General features: G+C 32.8%; 17 protein-coding genes. 6 read left to right on the plus strand and 11 right to left on the minus strand.

Annotation, left to right across the window (positions count from 1 at the left end; genetic code table 11):
- Positions 1-22 precede the first annotated feature (22 nt).
- The 6 genes from NNL09_RS16485 to NNL09_RS16510 form a co-directional block, all read right to left on the minus strand.
- A complete protein-coding gene (locus NNL09_RS16485; RefSeq protein WP_196909914.1) occupies positions 23-1552 on the minus strand; it encodes a nuclear transport factor 2 family protein in 1530 nt (509 codons plus the stop codon).
- 297 nt (positions 1553-1849) lie between these two features.
- Entirely contained in the window at positions 1850-3232 is a 1383-nt protein-coding gene (locus tag NNL09_RS16490; protein WP_196909915.1) for a DUF4302 domain-containing protein, read from the minus strand.
- A gap of 17 nt (positions 3233-3249) precedes the next feature.
- Positions 3250-4185 carry a substrate import-associated zinc metallohydrolase lipoprotein gene (locus NNL09_RS16495; RefSeq protein ID WP_196909916.1) on the minus strand — a complete coding sequence of 312 codons (936 nt, stop codon included), beginning with the start codon at positions 4183-4185 and terminating at the stop codon, positions 3250-3252.
- A gap of 12 nt (positions 4186-4197) precedes the next feature.
- Positions 4198-5679 (minus strand): RagB/SusD family nutrient uptake outer membrane protein, encoded by a 1482-nt coding sequence (locus NNL09_RS16500; protein WP_196909917.1) that lies wholly within the window; start codon positions 5677-5679, stop codon positions 4198-4200.
- A gap of 13 nt (positions 5680-5692) precedes the next feature.
- A complete protein-coding gene (locus tag NNL09_RS16505; protein WP_196909918.1) occupies positions 5693-9394 on the minus strand; it encodes a SusC/RagA family TonB-linked outer membrane protein in 3702 nt (1233 codons plus the stop codon).
- 122 nt (positions 9395-9516) lie between these two features.
- Complete coding sequence (locus tag NNL09_RS16510) at positions 9517-10686, minus strand: FecR family protein (protein WP_025664840.1); 1170 nt, start codon at positions 10684-10686, stop codon at positions 9517-9519.
- Between the two features lie 202 nt (positions 10687-10888).
- Here NNL09_RS16510 and NNL09_RS16515 point away from each other — a divergent pair, with 202 nt between their 5' ends.
- Positions 10889-11362, plus strand: coding sequence for an RNA polymerase sigma factor (locus tag NNL09_RS16515; protein ID WP_255518894.1), 474 nt, complete (start codon positions 10889-10891; stop codon positions 11360-11362).
- A gap of 50 nt (positions 11363-11412) precedes the next feature.
- On the opposite strand, the gene NNL09_RS16520 is transcribed toward NNL09_RS16515, so the two are convergent.
- The 3 genes from NNL09_RS16520 to NNL09_RS16530 form a co-directional block, all read right to left on the minus strand.
- On the minus strand, positions 11413-12567 hold the full coding sequence (locus NNL09_RS16520) for an MFS transporter (RefSeq protein ID WP_196909919.1): 1155 nt from the start codon (positions 12565-12567) through the stop codon (positions 11413-11415).
- Positions 12568-12571: 4 nt separating this feature from the next.
- Positions 12572-13366 carry a sugar-binding protein gene (locus NNL09_RS16525; RefSeq protein WP_035095724.1) on the minus strand — a complete coding sequence of 265 codons (795 nt, stop codon included), beginning with the start codon at positions 13364-13366 and terminating at the stop codon, positions 12572-12574.
- 392 nt (positions 13367-13758) lie between these two features.
- Positions 13759-14670, minus strand: a complete 912-nt coding sequence (locus tag NNL09_RS16530; protein ID WP_196909920.1) for an MBL fold metallo-hydrolase — start codon at positions 14668-14670, stop codon at positions 13759-13761.
- A 178-nt stretch (positions 14671-14848) separates the two neighbouring features.
- Between NNL09_RS16530 and NNL09_RS16535 the strand changes: the two genes are divergently transcribed.
- The 5 genes from NNL09_RS16535 (at position 14849) to NNL09_RS16555 (ending at position 17373) form a co-directional block, all read left to right on the plus strand.
- Positions 14849-15304: an OsmC family protein gene (locus NNL09_RS16535; protein ID WP_196909921.1), complete on the plus strand. Its 456-nt coding sequence runs from the start codon at positions 14849-14851 to the stop codon at positions 15302-15304.
- An 8-nt stretch (positions 15305-15312) separates the two neighbouring features.
- Positions 15313-15705 (plus strand): amino acid-binding ACT domain-containing protein, encoded by a 393-nt coding sequence (locus tag NNL09_RS16540; protein ID WP_196909922.1) that lies wholly within the window; start codon positions 15313-15315, stop codon positions 15703-15705.
- A 10-nt stretch (positions 15706-15715) separates the two neighbouring features.
- The gene (locus tag NNL09_RS16545) at positions 15716-16186 is read left to right on the plus strand and encodes a DinB family protein (RefSeq protein ID WP_196909923.1); all 471 of its coding nucleotides are present in this window, start codon (positions 15716-15718) and stop codon (positions 16184-16186) included.
- 97 nt (positions 16187-16283) lie between these two features.
- On the plus strand, positions 16284-16973 hold the full coding sequence (locus NNL09_RS16550; protein WP_025664847.1) for a helix-turn-helix transcriptional regulator: 690 nt from the start codon (positions 16284-16286) through the stop codon (positions 16971-16973).
- Positions 16974-17157: 184 nt separating this feature from the next.
- Complete coding sequence (locus tag NNL09_RS16555) at positions 17158-17373, plus strand: hypothetical protein (protein ID WP_025664848.1); 216 nt, start codon at positions 17158-17160, stop codon at positions 17371-17373.
- A gap of 136 nt (positions 17374-17509) precedes the next feature.
- Here NNL09_RS16555 and NNL09_RS16560 read toward each other — a convergent pair whose 3' ends face one another.
- Positions 17510-19321: an acyl-CoA dehydrogenase family protein gene (locus NNL09_RS16560; RefSeq protein ID WP_025664849.1), complete on the minus strand. Its 1812-nt coding sequence runs from the start codon at positions 19319-19321 to the stop codon at positions 17510-17512.
- Between the two features lie 80 nt (positions 19322-19401).
- The gene (locus NNL09_RS16565; RefSeq protein WP_196909924.1) at positions 19402-20592 is read right to left on the minus strand and encodes an acetyl-CoA C-acyltransferase; all 1191 of its coding nucleotides are present in this window, start codon (positions 20590-20592) and stop codon (positions 19402-19404) included.
- Between the last annotated feature and the right edge of the window lie 4 nt (positions 20593-20596).

Here is a 20596-nt window from a genome sequence, read left to right on the forward strand (position 1 = left end):
ATTTATAAGATGTAGATATACATCACTGAATAAAAACAACTTTGGCTATTTTCTTATTTTTTACTTCATAAATGGCAACAGCACTATAATGTTGTTTATTAATGGTAAGAAACTCTTCATCAATAACAACATTACCCATAACAATCCTGTTTTTGACTTTACAATTAAGATCAGGTGTGTTGTTAAAGAAATCGGCATATCCTTCTTTGATTTTTTTATGACCCTCATATAAGAATTTATAAGGGAAATTGTAGACTTTTATATCTTCGGAATATGTAGCAACAAAAGCATCAATATCTCTTGTATTGTATGCATCGAGTTGTTCATCAATAATGTTTAGAGTACTTTTTTCAATAGTATTATCGTATTGAGGTCTAATAAAAGTCACCTTTGCAATCTTTCCGTTTTTAATTTCATATATAGAAATGACCCTTACTTTTCGATCACTATAAGTAACATATTCTTCGTCGATTACTTTATTGCCCAGTACAATACGATGTTTTATTTCACAAAAAAGATTAGGTTCATTCTTAAATTTTTTTGCATAATATGGACGCATAGCTTCTTTGCCTTTATATCGAACTGTATTTGGATAGTCATAAATTAATACATTGTCATTATATGTAGCTAAAAAAGCATCTATGTCTCTGGCATTATAGGCGTCTAATTGTTTTTGAACAATATGTTCTGGAGATACATCTGATACTACAGCGAGCATGTTTCCGGTAGTATTTGTTGCTATTCTGGAAATATTACCAACTTCTTTATTCATAAAAGTATAAAAGATGTTCCAGCCAGAATCTGTTTTTGGATTAAACTTAAAAATCTGATTTTGTTTTCCCATCAGGATAGTGCCATCTGGTAACCAACACATATCTTCGGATCCTGATATTGTATTTATGATTTTTTTGGTAGCTCCCGTTATAGGGTCAATCGATCTAATTTCCCAATTTTTATTTTCTTTACTGATATAACTGATTAGGTTTGAATTTGGCATTTTATGCAACGATCTTCCTACTTTTTTTTGAAAAGTATGATTGGTATTCTCTTTTATATTGGATATGACCAATGACATAGCATTATCTTCGAGCACAGATGAAACCAATATGTCTTGATTAAACCAGGTATGATACCCCACTTTAAGCCCTTCTAATAGAACTTTAGACTCCCCGGTTTTATAGTTGTAACGATACAAGAGTTGTTTACCATCTTGATCAAGACGAATAGAAGAAATTTCATTTTCCCCTGGGATTTTAGTAGGGGAGTATTCACTACCATTTTTGGTTTCTGTAATCCAATCTACTTTAGCTTTTTTACTGTCATATACAGCTATGTCTGTTTGTTTATTACGGGTAGAGGAAAACAAAACCATGGTATCATTAAAAATAGAAGGTTGATTATCATATCCTTTGTTGTTAGATATGTTTCTTTGGTTGTTAAGTTTTATTGTTTCTCCTTTTTTGATGATATCAAAAAGATATACCTCGGTGTCGGTTTGTGAGAAAGTAGGAATTGCAGCGAGTAATACTAAAAGAACAATTATGTGCTTCATTGTTTTTGTTTTCTAAAATACATTGAAATATTGACGTTATTCTTAAGTAAATGTTAATGAACGCATTTATACTTTTTCAATTTGCTAAAAAAAATGTTGTTTTCGCTTTTTTCTTTCTGTAGCTCTTCCTATGCAACTCAATCCCGAGTGGCTGGACACAACAGAGCTAAAACACAATTAGCTTTTACTTAAAACTAAAATTAATCAAAAAACCCAGAGCTAATGCTCCGGGTTTTCGAAAGTTGAGTTAGAAAGGCTATTGAGGGAACAATAGTCAGCTTTAAATATTTTTATATTTTAGAACCATACTCCATATACACTTAGTGATGGGTTTGACGTACTTAAGAAAGTCGCTGCTTCATTCGGAAAAGCATTAGTAGTTGACCTAAATGGGCCTCTACTAGTATAAATAAGACCATCTGGATCAGCATCTGCTGGATTAGGACTTCTAAGAAAATCAATCAATGATTGAATTCGACTTTCGATAAAGGCGTTATTGCCAGCATTACCTTGTGTTGTACTAGGTCCTTTATAATCTAAAATCAATTTTTTATTTACAATTTTTGCTTCAAAATCATAAAACAACGTAAAGTTAGGTAGTGATACACTTAAAACTGTATTATTACCAGATACACTAGGATCGGTAGTAAGTATAAAATTATTAAAAGATATACCAAATGGGGCAACATTTGTATTGATTTCTGCTACGATAGCATCAATTCCTGCTGAGGTTAGGGGATTAGACCCTAAGGCCGGACGATATAAAAATCTACTACCTGATGCGCTTTGACCAATAGTGAGAATATCATTATTGATATAAAGAGGCAAATTTGAAGGAGCTATAACAGCAGTATTTCCATCTACAGTTGAAGTGAATGTATTAGTCACTTCATCATATGTAAATACTTGAAACTCTATACCAGCAAACGTAACTGGATTAACGAATGTTATACCATTTTCTGTTAGTTCGATAGCAAGTTCATCTATTTTCTCATTATTATCTGCATCTTCGTATATAACTGTAGCTATTCTGGTAAGCTCATCATAAGAAAAGGATCCTGAAAATATAAGATCAGCGGCAGAATTGGTGATAGTGATTCCTCTAAAAAGAAGTGTAGTGTTATGACCATCTTTAACACGCTCATCTAGACCTTGAAGCTTTTCTACATTTTCTTTATCATCGGCTGTTGCTTTAACTAAAGTAAGAGTTGATTTATCTTCTCCTTGATCAGTTTTACTTTTTAGTTCAATCTTATCACTACTAACACTTACGATTATGAACTCAAATTCTGCTCCTAATCTAAATCGTTCAGCTTCAAATAAACTGTGTAATGTAGAGTGGTTTTCAAAAACTAACTCTGGAAATTGACTTTTTCCAACTCTATAAGTAGTTGGTGTATCATTTTCACCATTATTGTGATCAGATACTATAGTAGCACTATTATCTGTATTAAACTTAAAGTATATATTATAAACTCCTGTTATTTCATTTCCTGGACGGTAATCAGCTTTCCATCCAAATTCTGAATCGGTAAGTGTTTTTTTATAACTTTCTAAAAGAGCATCAACACGGCTATCGACGTCTTGATCAAATAACGGTTCTACTTCATTATCGGTACTACAGGCCATAAAACCCAAAGTAATCAATAGTAATGTATATATTTTTATGTTTTTTAACATGTCGTTCTAATGTTTAATTAGTTAATACTGTTTAAAAATTCGTCTCTTACAGTTAAAAGATCGATTCCTACATCTTCTTTCATGTATTTTACTACAGCATCATATTTTTGTTTAATACGAGCTTTACCCGTATTTATTTCGGCACAGTTAGCCGGAGCTCCCGCAGCAGAGCAATCAATAGGGGTAATATAAGTAGCTTCAAAAACAGCAGGATCAGTAGTAACAATGCGAGCTATGATTTCTGCAAAATCTTCTGCAACTGAAGAAGTACCATAAGGAGTTACCATTCCTCTTACAATTGCGTTGTTTATTGATGCAGTACTATTTTCATTTCCACCTTCAATTAGAGTTGTCCATGTTCCTTGTGATGTATAATCATCACTTGAGATTTTGAAAAAGGACTCTACATCAAAATTGAAATTCTGATCTACTATATGAGCAAACTCATGGTGTAAGGTTCTAAATGTTTGTATAATCCAAGCAGTATTATTTGGAGCATACTCATTAGCTTGTGTAAGTGTTACTCTTACTCCAGCATCTGCAACTCCAAGTGTGATTGTACCATCACCATTGAATAGAGGAGAACCTATTAATACAATTTCTGCAGGGAAATACGTCTTTAAGAAATCTTCTCCTTGGTCTGAAGCTTTGTTATAAGGCTCTATCCATGCTTGCTTGATTAATTCGGCAATAGGTTGCACTACATCTCTACGTGGTGGTACAGCAGATTTTGTAGGATCTATATATCGATCTACAAACTTATATATTACATCACACCCATAAGGATCTCTAAACTCTTGTTTAAGGAATATATCAAGCGGATCAGTTGATTCAGCTTCTCCTTCAAAAATAGTTGTTGGTTGTAATGTTTCTTCTCTATCACATCCAGATATTACTATTAAACCTAGGATGATAAATAATATTGGTTTTATTAAAATTTTTGATGTTTTCATAATTAATATTTTTTATCTAGGGTTTGGGGTTAATCCAAATGAAATAGCATCATCAGGAATTTGTATTGCTTTTCTTAGATCGTTTGCAGTAAGTTCGAGAGTTCCTCCTCCTTCACTTACAGGCAATACATGAGTAACAGGAAGATTAAATCTTTTGATATCGAACCAACGTAACCCATGATCTATGAATTCCTTTTTTCTCTCATCTAATAATAATTGAGTAATAGCATCGGTTTCACTACTTGCAGAATAAAATGTAACAAGAGCGGCAAGATCGGTATATTGATTTCCTGCATATCTATTATTGGCAATCAAATTAATATCTGCCAATGCTGCAGCTTGATCACCAAGGAACAGGTTCGCTTCAGCTCTGTTTAATATTACTTCTTCTCCTTTTAACTCTTGAGAAATATGATATGCTAATCCCGAATTAGAAGAAAGGTTTTCTCTAAAGAAATATTCTCTAAGTCTAGAAAGGTATCTCGCATCTGTACCTACGTTCCAGATTCCTGTAGATGTTCTTGCATCTGCTGCGTTAAAGATATTCGAAAAGGTATTGTTGATACCTGCACTATTTAATCTATACCCAATACTACGACGTTGGAATGTACTAAATTTTTGAACAACCAATACATTACTTTCGTCTTCTGGACTACCATATTTATCGGCAATATCATTATAACCTGATCCTGTAAGTGTTGCATAATCTTTAATATAAGTCTGTGGAGAACCTCCAAGAAATAAATCACTATATGTTTTACACTTAGCATAATCTCCTTTCCATAAGTAAAACCTCGATGCAAAAGCCTGAGCAGCTTTTTTAGTAAAATGATACTTTTTTGTCCCCGAGAAAAAATCATCCTTGATTAGGGCTAATCCTTCTAATAAATCTTTTTCAACAAGGTCGTAAACTTCAGCCACTGTATTACGCGTGTAAGTTGGTAGAAATTCGGTCTCAGGCTTTAATACATAAGGTACTCCTAAGTTTGAAGAAGCATTTTGATCGTAATGCATACCAAACATGTTCACTAACATGAAGTGGTTATATGCTCTAGAAAGAAGAGCCTCTCCTTTTACTGCATTTTTTAAATCTTGATCTCCTTCGAGATTATCAATTACTGCTAATACTTCATTGGTCTGTGCAATAGCTTCATAGGTTTGATCCCAAAAATATGTCGGAGTATCCTGAAAAATAGCGGTTACATTATCCCAAGTATATATCTGAGTATCCTGAAGCCTAATTGTATTTCCTCCCGAAGTTTGGATAACTCCTTCAGAATCTGGATTTCCTGTTGGTCCTACTAAGTCTGTATATGCATCTGTAAAAGCATAACTACCTTGTGAGTACGCATCTGCTACCACTTTGGCAGCTTTTTCAACAGTATCTAATTCTAATCTATCATCTGGGGTTTCATCCAAATAATTCTCACAACTTGAACCAATGGTTACAAGAAGTAGTAGTAATATATATGATGTTAATTTATAATTCTTCATAATTAATCTTTTTTTAGAATCCAACATTAAGTGAAAGAGATACAGTTTTAGGCACTGGTAATGCAGCTCCTCCAGAATTAAAGAATTCAGGATCCTGACCATTTAACCCTTTGTCAGAGTATATTAAGAATAAATTCTCTCCTTGTAAACGAATTCTCGCAGAGGTAAGACCTAATTTTTCAGCATATGAAGAAGGTACAGAGTATCCTAATGCTATAGATCTCATACGTGCATATGTTCCGTCTACTACTCTTAGGTCACTATTGTTATATAACTGATATGCATTATCTCCTGCAAATACAACTCCGTTATTTACAAAACCGTTAAGTTCACTTATTAAAACACGATTATCCAGTATAGCAGGGATATTTGTTACGTTTTCGTCTCCCGGAACAGCCCATCTGTTGATTAATTCTCCAGGAAGAGAGTTGAAATCTGTATATGCTGCATCGAAATTACTATTTAAACGAATCTTGTAATCGAATTTAAATGAAATGTTAGCTGATAAAGAAAAACCACCGTACTCAAAAGTATTGTTAAGCCCACCTGCTCCTCTAGGTTGGGTAGGTCCTTCATACTTTAATACTTTTTCAATATCTTCTCTACTTTGAAGATCAATATTGGTCACTCTATTATTGTCGGCATCAAAGAATGTTGGGATACCAAATTCATTTAAACCAGCAAATCGAACTGAGTATAGTGCAGAGATTTCACGACCCGTAAAAGGTGCTCCAGATGGTGATATTAAATCTACCATACGAGGATCAAATTTAAGTTCTTCTACTTCTTCAGTATTATAACCTACATTAATATTTGTAGACCATTCAAACTTACTTGTTTTTAGGTTTACTGTAGATAGGGCAAATTCATATCCTTCAACATTTAGGTCTGCATAATTCCCTGTTTTAAATGCTTCACCACCTACACCACTTGTTTTAATAGTTCCGATAAGATCAAAAGATTGACGAGTATAGTACCCTAATTCACCAGCAACACGGCTATTAAACATAGAAAATTCTAATCCAACACTAAATTCTTTAAGCTTTTCAAAAGTTAAATTAGAGTTTTCTAACGAATTAATTCTAATTACACTTTCTTGATCCTGAGGACGTAATGGTGTCTGACCTCTTAAGTCAAGAGAAGCACTTGTGTTTGATGGACCTCTACCTCCTGATAAACCATAGGTAGCTTTTAATTTTAAAAGATTTACCCATTCTGCTTTAAAGAAATCTTCTTTGTCAATATTCCATGCTCCACTTACATTATAGTTTGTAAGATATCTTGCATCTGGACTTGATCCTTGTAAGTTAGATCCATCATATCTTATTGTACCATTAATTGTATACTTGTTATTTAAAGTATATCCTGCATTGAAGAAGAAACCAGTAAAACGATCTCTAAAGTTTGCAATATCAAAATATTGATCGTTATTGTCAATTGCCTGATCAATAGCATCTGGATTGGTGTTAATTAGATATCCATTATCATAAGAGATACCAATACCATTGTATTCTCTACGTTGTCTTGTAGAAGATTTTATTTCTTGTCCTAAAAGGAATGTAAATTGATGATTGTCTCCAATATATGGATTCCAGGAAACAGAATTTCTCCAGTATACATAGTCTAAAATATCTTCATTAAAAATATTTATACCACCTTCTGGTAATATAGAGTATGGAGGTCTGGTTAAATTATCTCTATCTTGATATAAGAAAGGGTTTACATTTGCCAAAACGCCTTCATCTGCTCTAAATGCTTCTGCCTGATTAGATTTATCACCAATAATATGCTCTCTTTGAGTGATTGCTTTACGGTAGTTAAAGGTAGAAGTAGCTGTTAAATTATTAGTAATCTTATAATTTAAATCTGTTTGGAATGTAATGTCGGTTACATTAATATTAATATAGTTGTTTTCTAATTCATGAATGATGTTAAAAGGAGCATAGTTTTTTCTAAAGAACTCTAGGTTACCATTTTCATCGTATGGAGTAACACTTCTACTGTTGGTTAAAGAAAAACTATATGGGTTGATCTCGAATTCACGCTCAAATTCACCGGTTAATGGGTTTAATGATCTATCATTAGTACCCGGAGCTTTTTGCTTTCTAAAACTACCCGTTAATGATGTATTTATCGAGAATTTGTCAGAAAGGTTAAATTTGGTATTTAGTTTTGTGGTGTATCGCTGAGCGTTATCACCAATAGTTTGTCCTTGATCATTAAGGTAACTCGCAGAGAAATAATAAATTGCATCGTCACTTCCTCCGGATACACTTAAAGAATGTGTCTGTTGTAATGAAAAATCACTAAAAAGTGTTTTAAACCAATCTGTATTGGCTACCTGGTAACGTCTGAAAAAACTATCTGCTAATTCTCCGTTAGCTCCAATCTCTACATCATTAGTTCTTCTTAGGTTGTAATACTGACCTAAAACACCATAAGATTCTGCAAGCTGAGCTGTGGTAAGATCTATTAATCCTTTATCTACCAATTCTGCATATACAGATAATTCCTGTTGAGAATTTAATACATTAAAATTTGTATATCGAGGTCTTAAACGATAAGCAAAATTATTACTGTAGTTTACACTTAATCCTCCTCTTTTACCTTTTTTGGTTGTAATTACGATTACACCATTCTTGGCACGTGCTCCATATAAAGCTGTAGCAGAAGCATCTTTTAGGATAGAAAAACTCTCAATATCATCTGGGTTTAATCCAGCAATAGAAGAACCAATTAATGAATTGATATCTCCAGAAGCTAAATCCTGTTGATCTAATTCAACATTGTCTTCCAGAATTACTCCGTCAACTACCCAGATTGGGTTATTGTTACCATTAAGAGATGTGTTACCTCTAATTCTAATTCTTGGTGATGCACCAAATGAACCAGAAACATTATCTACAACAACACCTGCATCTCTACCTTCTAAAAGCCTTGAGGCATCAGAAACTCCTTCAATTTTAATGTCTTCTAGATTAAGTTTTGTAGCAACTCCGGCAAAAAGACGACGATCTACTTTTTTATAACCATCTGTGATTATAACTTCGTCTAGTGATTCTACAGATTCTTTTAATACGATATTAAATGTTTTTTTATTCTTATCTGTAATCGTAAGCGTTTGAGTTTCGTAACCTAAGTTTTCGATTTTAAGTATATCTGATACCGAAACTCGCATCGTAAAATTTCCATCAAAGTCTGTAACTACTCCTTGAGTAGTTCCCTGAATAGATACAGTAGACCCGGGGATGGGGAGACTGTTTTTATCAACTACCTGCCCGCTAATTTCAAACCCTTTTTGAGGTTTAACAAGCGCAGACTGTCGTTTTTTGATTGTTGGTATATTAGAATTAACTTCTTTTTTTACTAATACGATTTGCTTATCTACTATTTTATAAGAAACATTAGTGTTTCTAAATATTTTATCTAAAACATATTCTACTCTTTTGTTAGAAACTTTAAAAGATACCTTTCTTTTAGTATTTACCTCGGCATCTTTAAAAAATACTTTGAATTCAGTTTTTTGCTGTATTAAATCAAATACTCTCTCAATTGTAAAGTTTTTCACGTCTAGTGAAATCTTAGTGTTTTGAGAATACGTATTTGCGTTTATTCTAAATAGAGACAATATAATTAATAGTATTGTTAGCCTCATTTTCAAATTAAATATTAATTTTGCCACACCATTTGTGTGGTTTTGTCTAATTATTTTCATATTTTTAATATGATTTAATGATTGAACCATTGTTAAATTACGCTTACTCTAAATCGGGAGATGTTGCAGCATTTCTCGATTTTTTTGTTTTCTAATCATTTTGGAAACATACTTTTTTTGCTTTAGGGGTTAATAATTATTTCATTTTCTTTGATGGTGAAATTAAAGAAGGTATTGCTTTTAAACGTTTTTAGCACATCTTCTATATTTTCTACATCGAACTGACCTGTAAATTTTTCTTTCTTTATTTTTTGGTAATTAATTGTTATTTTCTTGTCGTAAGACCTCTCTAGTTTCTTAATGATATTCTCAAAACTTTCATTTTTAAAGAGTAATATCCCATCAACCCAAGCGGTATAATTTTCTGTTTTTACTGTAGAAATATTCAAATTCCGCTCTGATTTCAAAAGACTAGCCTTTTGATTTGGTTTAAGTATTTGATCGGTATCTTTATTAAATCGTCCTTTGTTTTTAAATACACCAACACTACCTTCTACCAGAACAACTTCAGAAAATGGATCATCAGCATAAGAAGAGACATTAAATTTTGTTCCTAAAACTTCAGTTTTAATACCATTGGTAGATACAACAAACGGAGCTTCTTCGTTTCTGGCAACTTCAAAATAGGCTTCACCAGATAATTCTACTTCACGAACCTGCCCGGCAACAAAATGCACAGGGAATTTTAATGTAGAACCTGCATTAACATGAACCGTCGTACCATCAGATAGTTCTAATTGAAATTTTCTTCCATAAGGAACTTTTAACGTATTGATCCTTGGCGTTACTTCAGCGATGTTATTTTTTTCGTTGTGATATACTATTTTACCTTTTTCCTGAACCCCTACTACAGTACCATCATTATTTTTAATTTCTTTAAATAACTCATTCTCTTGTATGGTTTCAAGAGTACCATCGCTTAACTGTAATGTTACTTCGTCTAGAGTAGAATCAGTACCAAAAAAAGTATTGTTGTAGTATAAAGTACTGCCAATTATAAGCCCTACAAAAACTGCAGCATATTTTAAATAATTATTGATTCTATTTTTGCGGATTTTAGTATGAGATTTTGTACTTTGTATATGTTTTTGGAATGATGATGCTGCTTTTTGATTATCAAAATCATTTTTGCCTAATTGGATGTAATGATCGGTGATAATGTATTTTTTAAATTCGTTTAAATTTTCTTCATCATTCAATAATTTTTTGAACTCGGTGAGTTCTCGTTCGGACATCTCATTATTTAGGTATTTAAGTATTTGATTTATATCCAAATCTTTATTTTTTTTCATGCGAATTATTGGCTTATTTATAGTTAAGACTTGAAAAAAATAAAAAACCCTTACTTCGGAAACTATTTTTTTTATTATTTATGTAAAGTTTTTGTTAATTGTTTTGCGAGAGGGTTTAAAAATGAGTTAAAAAAAGAATACTATAAAGAACGAGACCCAAATAAAGGAACTTAAGAAAGGTAATGAGTTTGTATATAGGCATTTGTATGAAATGTACTATAACGAATTGTGCTCCTATATCTATAGTTTATCAAGGAATAAACAACAGTCAGAAGACGTTGTTCAGAACGTAATGCTTAAGATTTGGAAGAATAAAAAAAAATTAAATATTAATACTTCTATCAAGAGTTATTTATATAAAGCATGTTATTATGAATTGATAGATACTTATAATAAAAATAAAAAAGAGTTAAGTTATATAGAACAAATACAAAAAAACACTTTAGATATTTTTGTAGAGGACGATACTGATTTTATCAAGAAGAAAATACACCTTGTTCAGGCAGAAATCGAAAAACTTCCTCCAAAATGTAAAGAAGTATTTGTTTTAAATAAAATTCAAGGGTTTAAATATAAAGAGGTAGCAGAACAATTGGATATTTCGATAAAAACTGTTGAAGCTCAAATGTCAAAAGCTATGTCAAGAATTAAAGAAGCTCTAGAGCCTATTGATTAGGATATCTCTTATTAAAAAGAATACTTTCAAACCTATTAATACTTAGATACTTATTTTCTTAATGTATATATTCCGAAAATAGGGCCTATACTTAAAAATACATATAGCATAGTGTTGTCTAATTTTCCTGTTAAAAAAGATAATAGCTGAATACTAATTATAGTAATGGCAAATCCAATACAATTGATAATTGTAAGAGCTGTGCCTCTTAATTCGGGTGGTACAGCAGCAGCTACCATTGTTGAGAATTGAGGAGAATCGGAAATGACTAACATCCCCCAAATACTTAAAGCAATTAAAAATAATTCGGGTGGTAATAGGAAAAGCAGGGGAGAAGCAAGGCAAAATATTCCAGAAAATAATAATGAATTATATGCTACTTTTCTACTCCCGGTTTTTAATGAAATCAAACCGCCTAGAATACAAGAAATAAAACCAACACCTATGATAATAAAAGACCAAAATGGCACCTGTAGTTGTATAGATTGTAGGCGAGAATACGTTTTAAGGATAATAGGGATAAACCCCCAAAATGCATAGAGTTCCCACATATGCCCAAAATATCCAAAAGCAGCTTTTTTAAAACTGGGGATGTTAAAAAGTTGTGTGACTATCCCAAGTTGAAGCTTAGAAACAAGTTTTCTATATGGACCATCAGGAACCAAAAACCACATTGCTGATCCTCCAACAAATGCTAAAATAGATGTACTAATAATGACTGCTTTATAATCACTACTCCATGAAAATTGATTAATTAAGTGAGGAAAAGCTGTTCCTAATACCAAAGCACCTACAAGATATCCAAGCGCTTTTCCGAGCCCATCTTTATAATAATCAGAAGCTATTTTCATACCAATAGGATATATTCCTGCAAGGAAAAAACCAGTACCAAATCTTGCTGTAAGTAAATTAAAAACTGTGATGTCAGGAATAAGCAATGATAGGTTGCTAAGCCCTCCTAAAAAAGCACAAATCATAAATATACGAGAAGGAGAAAACCGATCGGCTAATGTTAACAAAGCAAATGTAAGTGTTCCTACAATAAACCCGAATTGTACAAAGGATAAAAGATACCCCAGAATATTAAACCCCACATTAAACTGAGAGGCAAGGTCATCGATAACAGCATTACCAGCAAACCATAGCGAAGTACAAAAAAACTGCGAAATGATAATCACCGGGAGTATGTAGAATTTTGATTTCAATACATTATTCTTCTAAAATGATTGTGCCAAAAATATCGGCATTAATCCATCCCAGGTTTTTTTCTTCTCCCGGGATAAAAACAGAACCTATAAAATTTTCTCTTTCTTTGCTGCCATCATTATCATTATAAGCAATAGCAAAACCTAGTTTCTGATCTTTTTTTAAGATCATTGGGTCATTAACTTTTCCTTCTTCATAAGTGTCATCATATACGATAATCTCAAATTCCCATACCGATACATCACCATTAGTAACACGTTTAGAACTAACATGATTGTTATATAGTAAAGGTTTTTTATGCTTATCCAGATCCACCACATTTCCATCTAATGCCACATGGTATGCAAATGCATTATTAGAATATTGATGATCTCCGCCAGAGTTATCTGCGTCAATAAAAATTTCTACACAATCATCATCCCACCATAAACTTAACGGATCTTTGTTTTGATCAAATAAAACATCATCCTTGATTTCGACTAATACATATAAAGCCTCTGGAGTCCAGACCACTTTATATCTTCCAAAAAAATCATCAAAGGTATAAGGTGCCCCTAACCATCTTTGATCAAAACCATACCAGGTAGCTTCTTTCCATATAGGGTCATTCATCATGCCATCTAACTTAGGAACAATTACTGCTTTTTTAACTTTTCTGATTTGATGATCAATTTTAACGTTCTGTTTTCGTAAATCTTTTTGATCTAGGATTGCCAGTTCGTCGTTAGTCGAGTTAGGAAGGTTTTTTTTACAGCTTAGTATAAATAATAAAATGAATAATAAAAGTATTCTTTTCATAATGAGATTTAGTGACATAATCATGATAAATGTAGTGAACAAAATTTAAAAATTAGTTGTAGCATATAAATAAGTAATAATCATTTGTATTTCTAACGGTAGATTACGGGATAACCAGAAATGGATATTTTATATTCATATGATATTAAAAAGTGTATTAAGTTGAGTTTTGATTTTAGTAAGTATTCAATAAAACGTAATACTCATTTTTAAACAAAATACTAGGTTTTTCTTTTATTCTGTGTAAGTAATAAAAGGATGAGGTAAAAGATATATAGACAGAATTTAGGTGCTAAATAATAATAAGGAGCTCTTGGTTATTATTGTTTGGGACGAAAAAATATGGAATATCGTATATAAATACCATACATTTTTTGTCTATGTAAAGTGTATTACAATTGAAAAATAATTATTTCCATCCCACTATAATTATAACGTTTTACATTATATCCCCATAGAGTTGCAGTCGAAGATTGACAATTGTTATTTTCGATACATATTAAGAAATCCTTAAGGATTTGTAGTTTGTTAAAAGCAATTTTTGGAGCACCATGAGCACCATAGAGCGTATAATCAGAATCTAAAATAGAGATGAGATGATCAATACTTTCTCTATATACACTAAGATCATTGTTGTTAAATAAAAATAAAGCCCCATTATATAAGTAATCTCCTAAAAAAGCAATTTTGTTGGTCTTGTCAATAATTGCGGTAGATTCTATGGTATGACCAGGGATATTAACCAATTGTATAATTCTATTACCCAGATCTATATCCTCGTTAACTGGGAGCCATTCATTTACTTGTACTTGAGATGGATGTTCTCCTATAAACAGATCTCCGGTAGTAAAAGAAAATATATTATCCCCAGTGATACGTTCTTTTAAAAAAGGTAAATCTGGAAAAACAATGTTTTCGAATTCTGATATGTTTTGATTGTGGTCAAAATGAAAATGTGAGAGTAAAAGAGAAACCGGCAAATTGGTTAATTGGTCTGTGATATGCTTAATTTTAGTTCCATTTTCAGGTTCATTTTCACCAGAACCAGTATCATACATTATAGCTTTATTATCTCCGATTAATAAATAACTCACATTGGTCTGAGAACTTTTAGGCTCTTTAATAATATAAGTTTTATCTTTTAGATAATCTACGTCATACCAATTAGATGTTATTGTAATTCCTTCATTTTCAGTTTCAATGATAGGGTTTTCTGCAGTGTTGTCATTATCGGCACAAGCAACTACTACTACTACTACTACTATATAAAAGATGATCATTATAATCGGTGTTGTTGTTTTCATGTTTTAATAATATTAGTTGTATGCCTTGCTAAAGGTACAATAAGAAAATATTTTCTTTAAAAACAGGCGGTATACATGTCTTTTGGTTAACATGCTAGAATTTGACACTTCATTCTAGAATGAAATAAAAAAAATAAAGCTGTTTTACTTTTGCATTACACAGAAACCAATACGTAAAATGAAACACTCGGCAAGAATATTTTGGAAGAAAAATCAACATGAAATATTTAGGGATGGGAAATATAGCAGGGCGCATGCCTGGCATTTTGATGGAGGCGCAGAAGTACTAGCTTCTTCTTCTCCAGACATAATTCCTACTCCAATGTCTGATGCATCTGCTGTAGATCCTGAAGAAGCGTTTTTAGCATCTGTTTCGAGTTGTCATATGCTATTTTTTCTTTCTATTGCTTCAAAGAAAAAATACGTTGTAGAGCGTTATGAAGATCATCCTGTAGGGTTGTTAAAAGAAATAAATGGAAAAAAAGCAATTACTACGATTACGTTATTCCCTAAGGTAATTTTTAAAGAAAACTCTCCTTCAATAAAAACTATAGAGCAAATGCATAATCTAGCACATTCTAATTGCTATATCGCGAACTCTATTATAGCAAATATTCAAATTAAACTAATATAAAATCAAGTATGAGAAATTTAGCAATCAAATTAGACAATAAACCCGGAGCTTTGGCAGAAATGGGAGAGGTTTTAGGAAATGCAGGAGTGAGCCTCGAAGGGGGAGGTGTTTTTGTACATAACAATATAGGAATAGCCAATTTTTTGGTAGAGGATGCAGAGAAAGGAAAGAAAGCATTAGAATCTTATGGGGTAGAAGTCTTTGCAATTAATAAAGTATTAATTCAGAAATTAAATCAGGGAGTACCTGGGCAGTTAGGAAAAATTTGCCGTTTGATGGAAAAAAATAATATTAATATAATAACACAATATAGTGATCACGATAATCAGTTAATATTAGTTGTAGACGATCATGAAAAAGGTAAAGTCGTTTCAGAGAATTGGAGTAGAGGAATATATTAAAACACACATTATGAATTCGATAGAAATTATTTTATTAAACTGTATAGAGACAAGAAGGCGAAGTATTAAACTTTGGAATGGAATACCAGAAGAATATTTTGATTGGAAACCAGATAAAAATGCATTCTCAATTATTGAAATGATTAGACATGTATTAGAAACCGAACATTTATTTCATAAAATAATTGAAAATAGAGGAAATCTGGGTAATTATCATTCACCATGGCAAGAAATGAAGTATGAAGATCTGGAGTTTGAGCTAGAGATGGCAAAAAGTTATAGAAAGAATTTTCTTAATATGATAGAAGGGGTTACAGAGGCAGATCTTGAAAACATAAGAATAGAAAGAACAGAAGTAGGGCAGAGCAAAAAACTTGGTGACTATCTCAATAGAATTGTGTTTCATGAAGCAGTGCACATGGGACAGATGCTTGATTATTTAAGAACACTTGGAGTAAAAAGACCTAAAATATGGGATTGAAAATGATGATATCGGTTATATTATAGTAAATTCAATGCACAAATGTTATTGTATTAGTTTTGTGTATTGAAACCAGATCATATTGTGATAATAGTTAATGGAAGAGTTTGAAAATAAATTTGCTGAGATTGCCTCTTTATTAGGGGATAAATCTCGATCTGTGATGCTATGGTGTTTACTTGATGGTAGAGCATATACAGCTCTTGAGTTATCTGTATGTGCTAATATCTCTGCACAATCAGCGAGTAATCATTTAAAAAAAATGATTCTGGCTAATATATTGCAGGTAGAAAAACAAGGAAGACATCGGTATTATAGGTATGCAAGCTCAGAAGTAGCTCAAGTTATTGAATCTATGGCAGGGCTAGTATCTATTAATGATGAATATATCAGAACAAAAAAGCCAGAACTTAAAGGTATTACATATGCCAGAACCTGTTATGATCATTTGGCAGGAGAAATTGGTGTAAAAATTACTGATGCCTTGCTAGATAATGGTATGGTAGAAATTGTAGAGCGAACCTATAAAATTACTTCTATAGGAAAGAATTGGTTTCAAAATGTTGGTATTGATATCAATGATGTAATGTTGCAAAAACGATCTTTTGCTCATCCATGTTTAGATTGGAGTGAGCGTAGACACCACCTGGCAGGTGCATTGGGGGCCTCTTTTCTTACAATGATGTTACAAAATGACTGGATACGAAGGAAGAAAGATTCAAGAGAGATTTTGGTAACAGGAAAAGGAAAGCTAGAATTGAAAACAAGACTAAACCTAGAAATCTAGAGTAATCATCTTTTATATCAAGAAATATTATTTTTCACGGAAAAGAGGGGGGTGAAAAAAAACTTCGACCCCTAATTTTGATTTTAACAAAACATGTTTAGTGCCATATAGCTGGCCTATCATATATTTTGTTGTTTATCATGTGATTAATTATTAGCAATATCTTAAATTTTTAAAACAAATTATGAAAAAAACAATTCTTGAAACAATTATGGTATTAGTACTGGTTATTTTTATAGGTAGCTGTGAAAAAGATGACAGTATTCTTGACACTCCCAATAGAGAATCAAAAGAAGAAACTCTTGCAAAAAACAATAAAAATGATGAGAATAATGAAGATAATGAAAATAATATAGAAGAGACGACCTCTTTTAAGCAAGATGTATATGTATGGAAATAATTTCTGGCAATTTCTTTAGGAATATAAAAAGATCACCCTTTATCTAGGGAAGTGTAATTTAAACTCTGTTTGAATAAAATTATTTTTTTATTCAAACAGAGTTTAATGTATAATCTCTTTCTTTATATTCTAATGATTACCCAATAAAATACCCATTTTCTTTGGCAATTTTATCAGCAATTTTGGTTCTTAATGCAACTACATTTGGTTGATTCGCATATTTAGTAAAACGCTTAAGTCCCATTAACATCATTCGTTGTTCATCTCCTTCTGCAAAAGAAACTATTCCTTCTTTTCCTTTTCTAATAATGATATCTACCGCATTGTACAGATATAATTGAGACATTGCTATTTGAGTCTCCTGAGCTTCTTCACCAAAACGTTTTGCATTTTTCTCGGTACGTAAGATTGCAGATTCAGCCATGTAAATTTCAATTAAAATGTCTGAAGCAGCTAGTAACAACTGTTGATGATCCTCTAGTTGCGGTCCAAATTTTTGAACAGCAGCTCCTGCTACCATTAAGAATACCTTCTTAAGCTTAGCTATGATTTCTTTTTCTTCAGAAAATAAAACTGAATAATCAGGAGTGTCAAAAGATGGAATACCGGTAAGTTCATCTGCAACTTTCATGGCAGGTCCCAGAAGATCTACATGGCCTTTCATCGCTTTCTTTACTAACATCCCTACGGCAAGCATACGATTGATCTCGTTGGTACCTTCATAGATACGGGAGATACGAGCATCTCTCCATGCAGATTCCATTGGGGTATCTGCAGAGAATCCCATACCACCAAAAATCTGTACACCTTCATCAGTACAACTTTGTACGTCTTCAGAAACGGCAACTTTAAGAATAGAACATTCGATTGCATATTCTTCGACACCTTTTAGTTCTGCTTCCTGATGTGTGTTTCCTTCTGCTTGACGAATAGCAATTCTATCTTCGATATTTTTTGCCGCTCTGTAACTGGCAGATTCATCGGCATATGTATTAGTCGCCATTTCTGCAATTTTAGCTTTAATAGCACCAAAATTCATAATAGGTGTTTTGAACTGGATACGTTCATTAGCATATTTAGTTGCCTCACCAATCACACGACGTTGCGCATCAAGACAGGCAGCAGCAAGTTTGATACGGCCTACATTTAATGCGTTCATTGCAATTTTAAACCCATTACCTCTTTCTGATAACATGTTTTCTACCGGTACTTTGGTATCGCTAAAGAATACTTGGCGAGTAGAAGAAGAGTGAATACCTAACTTCTTTTCTTCGTCACCGAGAGAAATTCCATTAGATGGATCATTTTCTACAATAAATCCTGTAATATTTTTATCGTCTTCAATACGAGCAAAAACAATAAACAAACTACAGAAACCAGCATTAGATATCCACATTTTCTGTCCAGAAATCAAATAATGCGTTCCATCTTCAGAAAGAACGGCTTTTGTTTTACCAGAATTAGCATCTGATCCCGCACCTGGTTCTGTTAAGCAGTATGCTCCGAACCACTCACCAGTAGCAAGCTTAGGAACATATTTTTTCTTTTGCTCTTCATTACCATATAAGGTGATTGGCATAGTACCGATACCGGTATGAGCTCCAAAAGCAGTACTAAACGATCCGGTAGCTCCAGAGATATAATCACAAACTAACATTGTAGATACGAATCCCATTCCCAGACCATCATATGCTTCGGGTACAGAAACTCCTAAAAGTCCAAGTTCACCAGCTTTACGCATACACTCTTCTGTATATGCATAGTCTTTACTTTCGAATCGCTCCCAATGTGCCCATAGCTCACGATCTACAAATTCTCTAGCGCTATCACGCATCATTCTTTGCTCCTCAGAAAAATCTTCTGGAGTAAATACATCTTCACAATTTGTTTCTTTAACAAGGAATTGTCCTCCTCTAAGAATATCTTTATTTATAGTTTTATCACTCATTTTTTTAGTAAGGTTTTAGTAGTTAGTATTGAGGCCAATTAAAAATGTAATTTTTTAATACTTAGATCTCAATTCTAATTTTAATTTAAAAATTCATAAATACCTGCGGCACCTTGCCCTGTACCTACACACATGGTTACCATTCCGTATTTACCTTTCATATCACGTTTACGCATTTCGTCGAATAATTGAACCGAAAGTTTTGCTCCCGTACACCCTAGCGGGTGTCCTAATGCAATTGCACCTCCATTAACATTCACGATATCCTGATTGAGACCTAATTCTCTCATTACTGCAAGAGATTGAGAAGCAAAAGCTTCATTAAGTTCTATAAGTTCTACATCATCTTGTTTTAATCCGGCTTGTTTTAAAGCTTTCGGAATAGCTTTTACAGGGCCAATACCCATGATTCTTGGTTCTACACCGGCAGCGGCATAATTAACTAGTCTTGCAATAGGTTCAAGGTTTAGTTCTTTAACCATTTCTTCACTCATGACCATCACAAAAGCAGCACCATCACTCATTTGTGAAGAATTACCAGCAGTTACACTTCCTCCAGCTTCGAATACAGGTCTAAGTTTACCTAGCACTTCTTTACTGGTTCCGGCACGAGGTCCTTCATCTTTAGATACAGTATATGATTTTGTTGCCTTTTTCCCATTTTCATCAACGTAGATTTGCTCTACATTAATAGGAACAATTTGATCCTGAAAACGATTTTCTGCTTGAGCTTTTAAGGCCTTCATATGGGAGTTATATGCAAATTCATCTTGATCTTCTCGAGATACTTTGAATTGATGAGCAACTGCTTCTGCAGTATTACCCATTCCCCAGTAATAATCTTCGTGTCCTGATTTGGCTAAGTCGTAATTAAGTTCTGTCTTATACCCTGTCATAGGAACTGCACTCATGCTTTCTGCTCCACCTGCAATAATGCAATCTGCCATTCCAGATTGTATTTTGGCTGTTGCAATACCAATAGTTTCTATTCCTGATGAACAAAATCTATTTACCGTTACTCCGGGAACATCAACAGAATTTAATCCCATTAATGAGATTAAACGCGCCATATTTAATCCTTGAGACCCTTCGGGCATAGCATTACCAACAATTACATCGTCAATACGTGCTTTGTCAAAGTTAGGAAGCTCTTTCATCATATGTGCTATGGTTTCGGCTGCCAATTCATCTGTTCTTTTAAACCTGAACACCCCGCGAGGAGCTTTTCCTACGGCTGTTCTATATGCTTTTACTATATATGCTGTTTTCATTGTT

The sequence above is a fragment of the Aquimarina sp. EL_43 genome (genome assembly GCF_943422735.1).
Lineage (GTDB): Bacteria > Bacteroidota > Bacteroidia > Flavobacteriales > Flavobacteriaceae > Aquimarina > Aquimarina megaterium.